Below are 15,104 nucleotides of genomic sequence, written 5' to 3'. Positions count from 1 at the left end.
TCATCGCCCCATTTCTTTGTTAGTCTTTTAGTCTATTATTGCTTTTGTCCCCCAGTTGTTTACTAGCTACTTTCTTTTACCTACTTATAATAATAAAGCTAAGGTTCCTATTACAATAAAGAAAAGTCCCAATGCTGATTTCTTATGAAGCCTTTCACGAAATACAACATAAGAAAAGCCAATGGTTACTAAAATACTCAGTTTATCAACAGGTACTACAACACTGGCTGGACCCGTTTGGAGCGCTCTATAATAGCAAAGCCACGAAGCTCCTGTTGCAAAACCTGATAAAATAATAAATAGCCAACTTTGCTTATCAATTTTTCTAATGGTATGTTGCTTTCCTGTAATAAATACCACAAGCCATGCCATCACTAAAACGACAATGGTACGTATAGCTGTTCCTAGTGTAGAATCTATACCTTCAATACCTACTTTACCCAAGATAGAGGTCAAACTGGCAAAAATAGCCGAACTAATGGCAAAGGCAAGCCAAGATTTCCCTTTTGACTCCTTTGTAACCCCTTCCTGCTTTTGAATCATCAAATACGTCCCACCACCAATTAAAAACATGGCTACTAACTTGATGAATGTTATTGGCTCTCCTAATAAAATGAAAGCTAATAACATGGTTAATATGGTACTAGACTTATCAATAGGCGTTACTTTATTAACATCTCCTACCTGTAAGGCCTTAAAATAACAAAGCCATGAGGCTCCTGTTGCCACTCCTGATAATACTAAAAAAATCAAGGTTTTACTTTCAATGGCACTTAATTCTCCTTGCTTTCCTGCTATAAAAACCATCATCCAAGAAAAGAATAAAACAACTATTGTTCTAAGGGCTGTAGCTACATTAGAATCTGTATGCTTAATACCACACTTAGCTAAAATAGCTGTAAGCCCTGCAAACAAGGCTGAACCAAATGCAAAAATCATCCACATTTGCTCTTCCTCCCTTCAAATCATACTTCTAACTTACGTTATTAGTATACAACTTTAGTCAATAGCTGCTTGTATCCAAATGAGATACTCTATTACCTTTTCAACAAAAAATACCACCCAAGTCATCCATGCTTATAACTTGAGTGGTATTTCATTCTATTACATCTCTAAAATAATTTCATTTTCATCTTTCAGCGCTGCTGCAAAAATATAATTGCTATCTAATTTATCTCCATTTAAGTAACAAGCTTTATAGCCACCTTCAGCTCCACTTGGATTATTAACTGTAATGTGTAACTTCTTACCACGGAATACTTTATCCATAGTGAATGTCTTCCAATCGCTTGGAATAGCTGGTTCTAATTTAATACCGTCAAGGTCAGGACGAAGGCCTAGAATACCTTCTACACAGCCTACCATCACAGTAGAAGCTGTACCTGTTAACCAGTGTACATGTGAACGTCCTTCAAATGGACTTTCAACACTTTCTGTGAATTGACCATGTACGTATGGTTCTAATATACGTACATCTGCATTGTCATTTTGAGCTGCTGGTGAGCTTTCCATAAAGTACTCAAAAGCACGATTGCCATGCCCCATTAAAGCTTCAGCTAGGATAATCCATCCTTGAGGTTGTGAGAAAATACCACCATTTTCTTTAGTTGAACCATTGAAAAGTAAGGCAAGGGCACCGTCAAAGGCATGATCTTTATAAGATGGTGCCATAACACGTGCACCATACTTAGTATTAAGTTCCCTATAAACTGATTCTAAAGCTTTCTCTGCTTGTTCTTTTGTTGCTAGACCACTGATAACTGACCAAGATTGAGGATTTAGCCACATGCTTGCTTCTGGATCTTTCTTAGAGCCAATCACTTCTCCATCTTCTTTAAATCCACGGATAAAGCGGTCATCCTCCCAACAATTTTCTTGGATTGTATCACCTAATACTTTTTGAACTTCATCTAAGTAAGCAATATAGTCTGTGTCATTTAAGTCTGATGCAAAGTCACGAAGTACACTCATGGCATAGTAAAGTTGAAGAGCTACGAAAGAAGATTCTCCTTTCTTACCCAGTCTTAAGCAGTCATTCCAATCGGCATGCAAACCAGCTGGCATATGATGTGCTCCAAGACGTTCCATTGAAAAGTTAATCGCTCTCTTTAAGTGATCATAAACTGTTCCTTCGTCTTTATTAGCATAAGGAATCACTTCGTTAATAAAATCTTTATCTCCTGATTCACCAATGTATTTTAAAATGGTTGGGAATAACCAAAGTGCATCATCAGCGCGGTATGCAGGATGACCTGTTGCTTGAGCATAAGAAGGGTCATCTGGTGTATCTTCATGTCCTGCATTATGATCAAATTTAACTAGTGGTAAGCCTCCACCATTATCTACTTGAGCTGAAAGCATAAAGATAATTTTTTCTTTAGCCATTTCTGGATCAAGATGAATGATTCCTTGAATATCTTGAACGGTATCACGGTAACCATAACCATTTCTTAGGCCACAGTAGATAAAAGATGCTGCTCTTGACCAGATAAAGGTAATAAAGCATTGATAAGCATTCCATGTATTAATCATATTATTAAATTCACTGCTTGGTGTTTGCACATAAAGGTTGCTAAGTTTACCATGCCAGTAAGCTTTAAGTTCTTCAAGCTCTTGGTCTACTTTACTTAAATTTTCATAACTTGCTAAAATAGCTGCTGATTCTTCATCATTATACTGACCAAGTACAAAGGCCATTTCTTTGGTTTCTCCTGGTGCTAAAGTAATCTTAGTTTGAAGTGCACCACAACCATTGCTATTGTAGTTAAGAACATTATCACAAGCTCCTTTTTCTACTGCAATAGGATTTCCATAGCTGCGGTAACGTCCTAAAAAGCTGGCTTTATCACCATTGTAAGAAGCTACTTCTGAGCCAACTAAACCTAAGAAACGTTCTTTACGATTGCTACCATTGCAGCCTTTGTGACAGTTTTCATTAATCGTTTGAAGAATTTTATTGTCCTTAAAGTATGTACGTGTAATGAATAATGTATATTGTAGGTTAACCTGGTCATTTTCATAGTTGTTTTCGTTAGTGAATTCTGCATAACCAAATACTGAAAGATTTCTAGGCCTGTCGCTAGTATTGGTTACTTTTAAGCGCCATACTTCATAAGTCTTGTTAAGTGGCACATAGTATAAGGCTTCTGAATGAATTCCTGAGTAATCCGCTTTAATATTAGTATAAGCTGTTCCATGGTGACATTCACTTTTATAGGTCTCAAGACTCTTACCTACAGGTTGCCAAGACGCTGACCAATAATCACTTGTTTCATCATCTCTTAAATAAATATAACGGCCTGGTTTATCTTCTTGGTTAAACACATAACGTAAAATACGACCATTAGCCCCGCTTTTTACAAAGCTATAGCCCCCTGCATTGTGAGAAATAATAGCACCATATTCAGGAGAACCTAAATAGTTAGCCCATGGTGCTGGTGTATTAGGATTAGTAATAACATATTCTCTGTTTTTTTCATCAAAAAAACCGTAATTCATAATGAACCTCCATCAATAATAAATTTTTAATTTTTCTAGTTAAAATACTATCTGATTACCTTAATTTTTAAGTAAAATAAACTACTTGATTTGTTTTATTTTATTATCACTTTTCTTTCCTATCAAGGGTAAACTAACAAATAATCCAACTGTATCTTTTTCTACAAGTATTTTTTTGTTTTCTGAAACTATTGGGCTTCGTGTAGATACGGATGAAGAGTTTAAAGGCCTTGATGCCATGGAACATGGTATATCAGCTTATACCATCCACTAGGACATTTCATATCCTTCTAAATAAATGATATTAAAATAATAAGCCACAGTTTCTCTTTACATGAAAGAAATACTGTGGCTTATTATTTCTATTTTATCTAAATAAAATCCATCTACTTATCTTACTTTTAAGCATCTAGCGTTGTATTCATTTTATTATTTCGATGATTGATTAAAAATAAAATCAGCGCTCCTATCACAAAGAAGATAGAAATAAATTGAGAAGTAGAAAGCATCCCCACAATGCCTCTTTCATCATTTCTTAAAAATTCTATAGCAAATCTACCAATCCCGTAAAGAAGTAAGTAAAGTGCTCCTGTATCTCCCTTACACTTTGATTTTCTTGAAAACCAAATCAAAATGCCTGCAATAAGGAAGTCCCCAGCTGAAGAAAATAATTGGGTTGGTAATAATTTTATACCTGCTGGTGCTAAACTGCCTTCTGGGAATATCACACCTAGCATCGATTGCGTTTCCATGCCATAGCAACAGCCTGCTAAGAAGCATCCTATTCTTCCAAAACCTTGTGCAATCGCTACAGATGGCATCATCAAATCAAAATAGCTCATAAAACTGATTTTTTTTATACGACAATAAATAATGGCTGATAACGCCCCTGCAATAATACCACCATAAACAACAAAGCCTTCTGAACCAATAACATCCATTGGACTTTTAAGAAAATCATCAAATTCAACTATGACATATAATAATTTGGCTCCTAAAAAACCACATACAATGGCTAACATAGCAATGCTACTGACTACCTCTGGATCTAAACCCTTCTTTTTCGCCCTGTATGTACCTACTAATAATGCAACCATAAAACCTATTGCTATCATGAGCCCATAACCATGAATAGTAATGCTACCTATTGAAAAAATATCATTATGCATTTCTTTTGTTCCTCCTTGATACTAAACTAGTATATTTATGCCTTCAAGTTCATGTATACTCATTTAATGTTGTGAATTCATTATAACAGAAAAGCTTTTTCTTTGCACCTTAAGAGTCTTGCTTAAAATTCTATTTCTCTCTTTTAATAAATATAGGCATAGACGTTAATCCTTAGATTAGCCTATACCTATATTTTTCTTAGATGTCATTTTACTTAACTATTCCTTCATTCCTCTTAATTTGGTTTCTAAATACTCTTTTATTTCAGCTGATATGCACTCTTCATTCCAAATAAAAAACTCCTCCCATGTTTTATGGAAACTAATGATACCCTCTTTTTTCTTCACTTTAGATAAACTTACCCAACTAATTATATTTTCTTCATCATGTCTTCTTAAACCTTTAGGTAATAAAACAAATTGTTCCTCTCCTTGTTTTCCCATATGTAAATTATAATATCTACTAGCCTTATTTCGCTCAATTAGTAAAAATCCAATTACTAAAAATACACCTAGACACAATAATACACCTACTCCTAAATCATTTAATAAAAATCTTCGAGCTTCACTAGATGTACTAACTGAAATTACAAACACTAATAACACATAAATTAAATCAACACATCCTTTACTTTTACATGCAATTTTTACTCTTTCATTTACATAACACTGTTTAGAAATTCTATTAATTAGTATTCTTTCTTCATGTTCCATATTGTCTCCTTTCTTAATGAATTTATAATATTTATGATTACCTTCCAAAATAGCATTTAAAATAGTTCCTAGGTTTTGTCTTTTCTTTTAATAAAGCATATTCATTTTCTTTAAGCACATATTTATAGATAGGTATCCTACTAATACTATCTATAACCACATAAAATAAATGTTTGCTCTCCATAATACCTTTAATTTCTTTCCATTCAAACTTATACTTTCCTAACTGGTCACTAATCCATATGCATTCCTCATTAATAATCAAAAATACTATAGTTTCTTTAAATCCACTGTTCCAATAACTTGATACAAAAACTGTTATAAGTTGTGGTACTACACCTAATGCACACCATAAGGCAATATTCCATTCGCCACCAATCGTAGCTACTATACCTACTATAAAGGGTAGAGTAAACACTACATTAGGTAATATTCCACCATAAACAGCAGAGAATATGGTTATATATTTTGTTTTGAATCCATACGATATATCATGTATGTCATCTTCCTTAGCCTCCTCTTGTAATTGGTTCTTAATTTCCTCCTTACTTCTTTTTCTTCTCGTTTTATTTTTCTTAATAGCTATTTCCAAAATTTCTATTTGTTCCTTAATCAATTTTCTTTTATCCCATATTCTAGGATGTTCCTCTGCTAGTACTAGTATATAAAGCTCATTTTTTTCTGTGATACTAAAGAATTCTTCCCATGGAATCTTCTTTTCACCATCCATAGTGTACTCTTTATAATAATCCATAGTTATTTGAATCTGCTTATTACTTAATAAATTATACTCATAAGCTTGCTTTTTTGCATTTATAAAGACGCTTACTAAAAAAAGGTCAAGAACAATTGTAATACCTAGAGGTAATGCTAAAATATATTCTCTTATCATAAACTGCACATATGTCAAAATAATACAAGTAAAACCAAAGGAAGCTAACAAAAAAATTAATGTACATATTATAATAGTGATTAATATATATTTATTCACCATCTCATGGAGTATATATTGTTTTTTACTACAAACCGGCTCTGGTATCATTGTACTTCCACCTTCCGAAATCTTCTTACTCTCTCTTATTTATTTTACACTTAACTTTTCATATTTTTTGTCTCAATTTGTCACCTCGATTGATTTTAGTATAAATTAATAAATACTTATCTTACTTTATATTTAAACTAAAAGAAAAATGCCCAAGTGCTACTTGATTTAAGTACATCTTGGACATTTTCTATTTTTACTTTTTACCTATTACAATAGTCGTATTTTCTTTTCGCCATACATCTTTAACCTGACTGAATCCTGCCAATTGAAAGAGTTTCTTTTGATTAGATACAGTACAAGGCGTATCATAATGATAAAATGCTCCTGCTGGAATATGTAATTCTTCTCTTACTTTAGCATTTGCACTATACCAGTAATCCTCTTCTTCCTGTAATTCCACCATATAATCACATTCAATATATTGCCCGCCCATCTTAAGACTTTTATAAATTTTTGTGTAAAGCTGAACTTTATCTTCATGAGAAAAGTGGTGCATGGTCTGAAAAGAAATGGCTATATCATATTGTTCTATTCCTAAATCACACTCAAAATAACTGCCATGAATAAGTTTCAATGCTTTATCAGGGTGTTTTTCCTTAAGCTTGTCTAACATAGCTTTTGTTAAGTCTATTCCTGTCACCTCTACACCAGGTAAAACTTTAAAAATCTCATCTAACTCAAGACCTGTTCCGCAACCTAAGTCTAAAAGCTTGACAGTATTCCTAGGAATGAAGGTTGCCAATTTTTTATACCCTTCCTTACATCCCCCAACATTTTTTAGCATATGTGCGTCATATCCTTCTACTCTGGCTGTAAAAAAGTCACTCATCGTTTCATAACTCACTTCATTTCACCCTCAATCTCCTAACACTTATACTCTCATCTTATACCCACCTTATTCTTAAGACTACCTTATTATTATTTATGAAGTAAAATAAGGAGCTATATTTTCCTTTTTTCTTGGTATAAGAGAATTAAAACAATGGCTAAAACAATATTAATAAGACCAACTGCTTTTACATGATATTCTATAGTTGTCAGTGCCCCCAACCATCCTCCCATAACAAACATCACTATAATGCTTAAATAAATAAGACTAGTTTCTAGCGCTTCGGTTTCTTTGGTTATATAGTAATGAGAGGCCTGCTCTGCTAGATTCTTTAGATTACCTGTAAACATAACGGTGGAGTAAGCTTTACCATTTACCTTACGAAAGCTTTGTACCTGCATAGCACAAACAAAGGATAGCATCATATTAGCTAGTACATTAAAGGCTCCTTCTGGAATAAGCATCACCATAAATAAAGTACTTATTTCAATGACTAATATCATGTGAAGCCAATAAAAGTACTTTCCACCCTTAACTTTGTGCTCTATTATTTTAGCAAGCCAAACCCCCACTATAAAAGCTGAGATAGAGAGCAAGTAATAAATAACCTTTTTCATATCTCCTTGTGCAATGTTATAGCCTAGTAAAACTAAATTGCCTGTTTGTGTATTGGCAAATACCTTTCCTCTTGCCAAATAAGAGTAAATATCTAAATATCCTCCCACAAAGGCAAGTAGCATACCAATTAATAGAGATTCTGACATCTTATCTTCTTTTGAAACTTTTATTATCATTCCTTTTTCCTCTATTTTCATTGTTTAAAATAGGGTTTTCTATTTGAAAGTTATTTATTCCTAATCATGTTTTTCCATTTGGAATCCTCACATGATTATTTCGTTTAACGACAATAGACTATTAAAAAACTTAAAAGAATAATTATCATTTGATAAGTATTTAAACTTATGCTATAGTATTGCTATTAATATCATTTTAGTAATAAAAGAAAGGTGATTGACTATGGAATTAAAAGATAAAGTTGTTGAATTACTTTCTAATTCAGAGGCTATGAGACCTGGCGATATAGCAGCTGCTCTTGGTGCTGAGAAAAAAGACCTTGATAAAGCAATCAAAGAACTTAAAGCTGAAGAACGTATTATCTCTCCAAAAAGATGTTTCTACTCTGTACCAAAATAGTAGACGTAAAAGAGCTATACAACTCATGTCAGTTGTATAGCTCTTTTACTCTTATTTTTGTTCTTCTACTAGCTTCATGAATCTATGAATCATAGCACTTACTTCCGCTCTCGTTGCTTGTGCTTTTGGATTACATTTCTTATTCTCATCTCCTGAGATAATGCCTAACTCACCCATGAGCGTCATTGCATCTTTTGCCCATGGTGATACTTCTTTTTGATCAGTAAATGCTACTGTCTGAGTCTCTTTTGTGATGTCAATTTCCATAGCTGTTATGTAATTATATAACATAGTTGCTATTTGCTCACGTGTTACTGTTCCATTTGGATCAAACATCTGAGCTCCTATCCCACTAACAATACCTTGCTTACTTGCCCAGATAATAGCCTTTTCATACCATGCTTCAGATTTTACATCCACAAAGGTATTATTGCCTATTACTTCTGGTTCACCTACTAAACGATAGAGAACAGTTGCAAACATAGATCTTGTCATAGGGGCATTAGGAGCAAAGCTCTCTTCACTTACACCCTTTAATATGCCTTTATTAATAACATATGCTATAGATTCAGTTGCCCAATGTCCTGATATATCATTAAAGTTTGTATCTAATACTTCTTCTTTGTCAGTACCTTCTGGCTTAACTTCTTCTACTTCCGGCTTTTCTGGTTTGGTCGTACTTCCGCCACTACTACTATCACCTGAGCCGCTATCTTGCTTACTCCACCTAGCATATAACGTATGTTCCTGTTCTTGAGTAACAATAGTATTTGGTGTTACTTTTTGACCACCTGATAATTGTGTATACCATCCTAGGAAAGTATATCCGCTTCTTTCAGGTGTTGGCAGCTCTCCATAAGCCTTACCTAGTGTAACTTTCATTGTTGTTATAGTATTATTAGCTGTTGCTCCTTGATAATCAAAGGTAACATCATATTCTTTTACTAAGTCTTCTCCAATTGAAGGATCATTATAAGTTGTCTTTTGCCATTGCACACTAGACATGTTAATAACCCCTGCTCCTACTTTAGGTAAGACCTTAGCATTCAACTGATTTACATCATATAACTTATGATCTTTATATGGTAGCTTAGAAATAAATTCTTCTGCATTAAGAATCATGCCTGCCCCAGCATTATCAGTAACTGCTAAATCTGTAAGTTCACCATTTAAGTAGTAAAGAGAATTAACAGCATTAATATAACCTCCTGGGCTATTACCATTACCACTTGCTAAAGCATTAATAATCCCATTAATTGATGTATTTTCTAGTAACACTGATGCACCACAAGTTGAAATGGCCCCATTACTTACTACCTTTAATGCTGCTTCTGGATTTTCAATGCTATTTTTAAGCTCTAAAATTTCTGAAGCATCTAAAATACAATTGTAAACATGACTATTCCCACCACGTAAGCGAGGCATACGGTCCATTGAATTCTTATAGTAGTTGTTTGCTAATGTCAATTGTAAGTTTTCTGTATAAGCTTCTGTATCAGACGCACCTACAAGATGTGTTTTCTTTTGTGCTGCTGCATAAGCTCTAACTTGCTCCTTAGTCATATCATAATGAGTAATTAACTCATTATAATATGGATATGCCTCTGGATTTGCTTCTAATAAATCTAGCATTTCATCAAAGAAACGTGATTCACTCTCTGGTAAAAACTTTGACCACGAAATAGTTACATCTGTTGTTTGACTACTTATGGCTTTCTTGATATCTACAACGCCATCATAAGCCTTATAGAAAGTACAGTGGTCAATCCAGATATTCGTACTACCATTTTGAATAGTCATATAATCCCAGTCATTGCGGTCATAATCCCCGGCAGTAGCTTCATCCCACTCCCATAATTCATCAAATACAATATTTCTTATAATAATATTAGATGAATTACTAATATCGATACAAGTATGTTTAATTGCTGAACCATTCTTAGAGTAAATAGTAAGATTACTCATATCTTTAATATACAGTGTAGAAATACCTGTTTCTAAAAGTGTAGGATGCAATAAAGGTTGATTATTAACAGGTTTAATAATACTACTATATTTATTTAGTACATCCCCTATTTCCTTAGAACCCAGGTTAATATCTTGTGTTAACTCAATGACACTTGCTTTCCCTGTTTTCTTAATAGTAGAAAGTGCTTCTAAAAACTCCGCCGCAGTAGCTACTTGATAGTATCTATTAGAAGACTCTAATAGCGTTCCACCACCAGTAACTCTTTGTGCATAGCCTTCTAGATTAAATGCACCTAATCCTGTATCATCTGTTGCATCAGGATCTGCATTATCATTGGTATAGTCTGTCTCAATGAATTTTTCTTCTCCTAGTGTTGTAATGCTGCCTACAAAGTGGTCCATAGAAACTTTTTCTGAAACATCATATGGATTCCAGCCTAAGTAAGCTGGTGTAAGCATTGTTTCCGCCTGTGATTTTGAAATCTGTGGGCGGTCACTGTTAATGGCATAGCTTGGTCCATAAGAATAGTATTCACTAAAGCGTGCTTCCTTATATGAATTAGGACTCATATCAGCATATGGTGCTACTTTGTTAATGATACTTCCCATATATGTATTAATAAACGTAACGCTAGCATCTGCCCCCCATGGACGTGCTAATAAATATTTAGAACCATTACAGCCTTCTTCTGCAGTAATCACACAGTTATTAAAGATATAACCATAATCTACTTTTGGATCTGTTTTAGGTGCTGTGATATAACCACTATTTTTAGTAGCATTATATCTAAATACCAGCTCACAATCATTAAATAGCGCTTGTCCATTACCATAAATATAATCGATATTACCTGCAATATAACATTTATAGAAGTACTGCTGACTGCTATTAGCTTGCAAAGTATCTTGATAGCCTAATAATTTAACATTTACAAAAGTTGATTCTTTAGCATCTATACGTATTGCATCTGCTGATTCATTTGAAATACTGCCGTCGCCTAAATATTCATAGGTATTTTCGAAGGTTAGGTTCTCTGCTGAAAAACCAGTAGCTGATGATTTCACATGAATAGCACAACGTTTATCAGTATCGCCACCTGGCTTAGTTATATCTTTATCAAAGAAATTAATGTTAACTTTCTCTCTATCTTCTCCAATAAGTGTAATGTAAGGTGATGCAATTCTTAAATACTCTCTGTAATTACCCTCTTTCACTAGGATAACAACTCGCTTTGTATTATTTAATGGTATGCTATCCACAGCTGCTTGCAATGTACGATACATCTTTGTATTGGTTCCATCGCTAGCTACTTCTCCATCTATCCCGGTATAAGATTCATTTACTACAAGGTCATAATGTGTTAAATAAACAAAGTTAAATGTCTTACGTGTTACTTTTCCTTCTTCATCGGTAAATAATAAATTCACATCATTTCTACCTTCTATTAAAGGGGCTTTAAACGCAAAGGCCTCATTTTTATTGAGGTTAATAGAAGCATGAACACTATTATTAACTTCTAATGCAAGCGTTCCCTTGTTATCTACAACTCCTTCTAATGTTGCTTCATTTTTATAAACTGTGTCGTAAGATTTCTTAGTAATAAAAATATTAGTAGCTTCATTTTCATAAACATATTCTCCTTGGCGACCTGCTGTAGGTACCATCAAAAGAATATTAGAAGGATTACTTTCATTATTATTTGACTGAGCTACTACATAGTAATAATAAGGTTCTTCATTTTTTACAGCAACGTCTTGATAAGTTAAACCTTCTACTGTCTTTATTAGTTGATATTCTGTTTCTTCAGATGCTTTTCTATAAACTTGATACTGAGTTGCCTCATTAATAGCTGTCCAGCTTAAATTAATTTGAGTATCACCACTATCTGCTGTTAAAACAGGACTTTCTAATGGCGCTTGTACCGTAATACTTAAAGATTCTAATGCTGGTGTTGTATTTTCACCGCAAACACCAGAAATACGAAATACATATGTACCATCGCCATCAATTTCTGCTGTGTATGTCTTTTCTGTTACCTGGTTAGATAGTACTTCGAAATGATTTCCTCCATCTTTAGATAACTCAACTTGATAGGCACCATCATCTGCGCAATTATCTCCTGTCCATGTCACAGTTAGCTTTGTGCGATCTTCTGATAATACTGGATCTTTTACTGTATTTACAACAGGAGGCGTACCAACTGCTTCATAACAGTCTGTTTGCTTATAAAGTACTTTACCTGCTTCAGTAGTATAAGTTAGATTATTAATTACACCATTCACATTAGCAAAGGCAAAACCAAAACGTACACTTCCTCCTTCTACTTTCAATAACTCAGCATTTGAATTTTTTACTAGTGCAGATGTTGTCCCCTCTTTAGTTGTCATTTCTGAATAAAAGCCTTCAGGTGTTCTTTGTACTTTTACATGAATAGTATCACCTACAGCATACTGACTATTGATTCCACCAGCACCAATTGTATTATTAGGTGTCTTATTATAAATATTTCTTACACTTCCACCACCGCGAATACCTAATGTCACTAATTGAGTAATATTCTTCTCTGGTTCAAATAAACCTGTATACACACCATAGTTAGTGCTGTTTCCTACGGCTGTTATTTTAATATCTGCTTCTAAACTCGAAAAATCTGTTGTAGCATCAAATAAATAATAACCAACATTTGTCATATTGTTAATTGAAGCAGATGTATTATCATGACCAAACATTAATCTATGTCCAACTGGTATAACTGAGAAAGTATCATCTTTGTTAACTTCATTTGGCATGGCCTCTTGTGGATTTACTACTGTTGAACCTGTTAACTCACCTGTGTTTTTTACAGTTGTACTATGTAAATAATTTTCACCTGTTGAAGTATTATCACTAGAAGCTAATACAAATCTTAACGTTGTTGCTGGTCCTGTATAATGATAGGTTATTGTATTACCACATGCTGATGATTGCATATGATTTTCACCTGACACAAATGAACCATTTGCACCTTCTGGTAAATCAGGTTCATTTAATATACCATATGGTTTACCATACATACAGACAGCAAAGGTAATCTCAGCATCTCCTGCCACTACCACACTAATCTCATTCCCAGTATATAAATATAAGCCATGGGATTGATCTTTCCAGTAAGGTGCCTTTGAGCTTATTCCTCTACGAATTGATAACATCCCATTATTTACTGTATAAAAATCATTAATTGGATTAGTATTAGTAAAATCTGCTATATTAGCCTCTTTTGTATAATCTACGGAAAATACATCTGTTATAGTGGGCTTTTGAAATTGACTTGTATCCTGAACTTTAATGTTATAAGTATGAGGGTATGTTTCTTTATCTATAAAAGTTACAACAACATCACCATTACCAGCTATGTGTAAAGACTCTACTACATCCGGACTATTATTAGTTAATAAATCCTCACTTAGTACTTCATTCCCTAAATCAATACTCACATATGCTTTTTTACTTTGAGCATAATATACTTCACCTTTATCTACTGCTACTGATGCCTTACCTGCTTCTGTTGTTGCACCTGTTGCTATGAGGTTTGTGTTTCCAATAGAAATAGAGAAGTCTTTTTCGATCCAAGGTGTCACATCCTCAGTAGTATTTCTTACTGTAAAGCCATGTAAATAACCACTTCCATTGATGGTAAAAGTAAGCACTGCCGGCTCACCTTTATATACATAAGCTACTTCTCCTCCATCCGCTACAACTTTTAAATCAATTCCACCTTCTGGATAAAACTTTCCTCCTGATGCATCAGTCTCAGCTGTAATAGTACCACCACTTCCATATTGACACAATTTAAAGGTAATAACAGCATTTCCTGCCACCTTTACTTGAAAGGTATTGCCATCTGCTACAGCAACTCCATGTTGATTATCCTTATAATACATACTCCCTTTACCATCCACAGTAACAAATCCATCTGTCGAGGTAACCGTTCCTATCTTATTTCCATCTGTTGGTATGCTAAAATCTTCTGGCTTCTTAGCAAAGTCATAGCTATAGTTAATATTTAGCTCTGGCATTAATTCTGACCCTATTACTAGAGCACTATTTGTTGTATATTGAGTTACATATGAATTATTCAGTACAGAATTAGTATTATCTATCAATTCTTCACCTTGAAAACTTATTGGATTTCCATATGAAGGTATAATCGTCGACGTCACTAAGGTACTTGCTAAAAGTAAAGCTGTTCGTTTTTTCGTTCGTGCTTTAACAAATTTTTTCATATTATTCTCCTTTTTTTTCAGTAAGAAACTTTAACACTATATTTATTCTATTAAATGCATTTTAACTTTTCAATTCAATTTCATTTTTTCTATATTTACTTCAAATTATATATCATTTTAACTACACTTTTTACATTTTAACTCATAATACAAATTATATTATTGTGCAATATGACATTTATTATTGTTAAATATTTACACCTTTTATGGTTGCACCAAAACATTTCATTCATCCTATTTAATTATTTCATGTGTATTTTATCTATTTTTTAAAACTAATTAAATTAAATTTTATCATTTTTCACAAATGAAAACGGTGTAGAAAATATACAGTGTTAGTGCTTTGTATGAATACTTTTCTTAAAACCAAGATAAAAACTACATAATATAACTTTTTTTCATAATATTCAATTTTATCTACTGT

The 15,104-nt window shown here is 33.4% G+C and carries 10 protein-coding genes; 2 read left to right on the top strand and 8 right to left on the bottom strand.

The window, feature by feature from the left end; genetic code table 11:
* Window positions 1-84: 84 nt before the first annotated feature.
* A complete protein-coding gene (locus tag QTL86_RS00730) occupies window positions 85-945 on the bottom strand; it encodes an EamA family transporter (RefSeq protein ID WP_410496205.1) in 861 nt (286 codons plus the stop codon).
* 159 nt (window positions 946-1,104) lie between these two features.
* Entirely contained in the window at window positions 1,105-3,498 is a 2,394-nt protein-coding gene (locus tag QTL86_RS00725) for a GH36-type glycosyl hydrolase domain-containing protein (RefSeq protein ID WP_410496204.1), read from the bottom strand.
* A gap of 85 nt (window positions 3,499-3,583) precedes the next feature.
* On the opposite strand from QTL86_RS00725, the gene QTL86_RS00720 reads away from it, so the two are divergent.
* Window positions 3,584-3,772 (top strand): ammonium transporter, encoded by a 189-nt coding sequence (locus QTL86_RS00720; protein WP_127067526.1) that lies wholly within the window; start codon window positions 3,584-3,586, stop codon window positions 3,770-3,772.
* A 127-nt stretch (window positions 3,773-3,899) separates the two neighbouring features.
* On the opposite strand, the gene QTL86_RS00715 is transcribed toward QTL86_RS00720, so the two are convergent.
* The 5 genes from QTL86_RS00715 to QTL86_RS00695 form a co-directional block, all read right to left on the bottom strand.
* Window positions 3,900-4,667, bottom strand: a complete 768-nt coding sequence (locus QTL86_RS00715) for a prolipoprotein diacylglyceryl transferase (RefSeq protein ID WP_410496203.1) — start codon at window positions 4,665-4,667, stop codon at window positions 3,900-3,902.
* Window positions 4,668-4,886: 219 nt separating this feature from the next.
* Entirely contained in the window at window positions 4,887-5,381 is a 495-nt protein-coding gene (locus QTL86_RS00710; protein WP_410496202.1) for a hypothetical protein, read from the bottom strand.
* Between the two features lie 37 nt (window positions 5,382-5,418).
* Window positions 5,419-6,273 carry a YcxB family protein gene (locus tag QTL86_RS00705; RefSeq protein ID WP_410496201.1) on the bottom strand — a complete coding sequence of 285 codons (855 nt, stop codon included), beginning with the start codon at window positions 6,271-6,273 and terminating at the stop codon, window positions 5,419-5,421.
* A gap of 346 nt (window positions 6,274-6,619) precedes the next feature.
* A complete protein-coding gene (locus QTL86_RS00700) occupies window positions 6,620-7,270 on the bottom strand; it encodes a class I SAM-dependent methyltransferase (RefSeq protein ID WP_410496200.1) in 651 nt (216 codons plus the stop codon).
* 98 nt (window positions 7,271-7,368) lie between these two features.
* On the bottom strand, window positions 7,369-8,049 hold the full coding sequence (locus tag QTL86_RS00695; RefSeq protein WP_410496199.1) for a YoaK family protein: 681 nt from the start codon (window positions 8,047-8,049) through the stop codon (window positions 7,369-7,371).
* 223 nt (window positions 8,050-8,272) lie between these two features.
* On the opposite strand from QTL86_RS00695, the gene QTL86_RS00690 reads away from it, so the two are divergent.
* Window positions 8,273-8,449 carry a hypothetical protein gene (locus QTL86_RS00690; RefSeq protein WP_013658209.1) on the top strand — a complete coding sequence of 59 codons (177 nt, stop codon included), beginning with the start codon at window positions 8,273-8,275 and terminating at the stop codon, window positions 8,447-8,449.
* Between the two features lie 51 nt (window positions 8,450-8,500).
* Here the strand turns inward: QTL86_RS00690 and QTL86_RS00685 are convergent, their stop codons facing one another.
* The gene (locus QTL86_RS00685) at window positions 8,501-14,680 is read right to left on the bottom strand and encodes a pectinesterase family protein (RefSeq protein ID WP_410496198.1); all 6,180 of its coding nucleotides are present in this window, start codon (window positions 14,678-14,680) and stop codon (window positions 8,501-8,503) included.
* Window positions 14,681-15,104: the final 424 nt, after the last annotated feature.

It is taken from the genome of Cellulosilyticum sp. ST5 (assembly GCF_046529625.1).
Lineage (GTDB): Bacteria > Bacillota > Clostridia > Lachnospirales > Cellulosilyticaceae > Cellulosilyticum > Cellulosilyticum lentocellum.
Note: the sequence above shows the minus strand (reverse complement) of the source record. Positions and strands in the feature narration are given on the sequence as shown.

What these genes read in the sequence shown, in the direction of transcription:
- QTL86_RS00730 (WP_410496205.1), bottom strand. Translation starts at nt 945, where the DNA reads ATGTGGATGATTTTTGCATTTGGTTCAGCCTTGTTTGCAGGGCTTACA.
- QTL86_RS00725 (WP_410496204.1), bottom strand. Translation starts at nt 3,498, where the DNA reads ATGAATTACGGTTTTTTTGATGAAAAAAACAGAGAATATGTTATTACT.
- QTL86_RS00715 (WP_410496203.1), bottom strand. Translation starts at nt 4,667, where the DNA reads ATGCATAATGATATTTTTTCAATAGGTAGCATTACTATTCATGGTTAT.
- QTL86_RS00710 (WP_410496202.1), bottom strand. Translation starts at nt 5,381, where the DNA reads ATGGAACATGAAGAAAGAATACTAATTAATAGAATTTCTAAACAGTGT.
- QTL86_RS00705 (WP_410496201.1), bottom strand. Translation starts at nt 6,273, where the DNA reads ATGATAAGAGAATATATTTTAGCATTACCTCTAGGTATTACAATTGTT.
- QTL86_RS00695 (WP_410496199.1), bottom strand. Translation starts at nt 8,049, where the DNA reads ATGATAATAAAAGTTTCAAAAGAAGATAAGATGTCAGAATCTCTATTA.
- QTL86_RS00690 (WP_013658209.1), top strand. Translation starts at nt 8,273, where the DNA reads ATGGAATTAAAAGATAAAGTTGTTGAATTACTTTCTAATTCAGAGGCT.
- QTL86_RS00685 (WP_410496198.1), bottom strand. Translation starts at nt 14,680, where the DNA reads ATGAAAAAATTTGTTAAAGCACGAACGAAAAAACGAACAGCTTTACTT.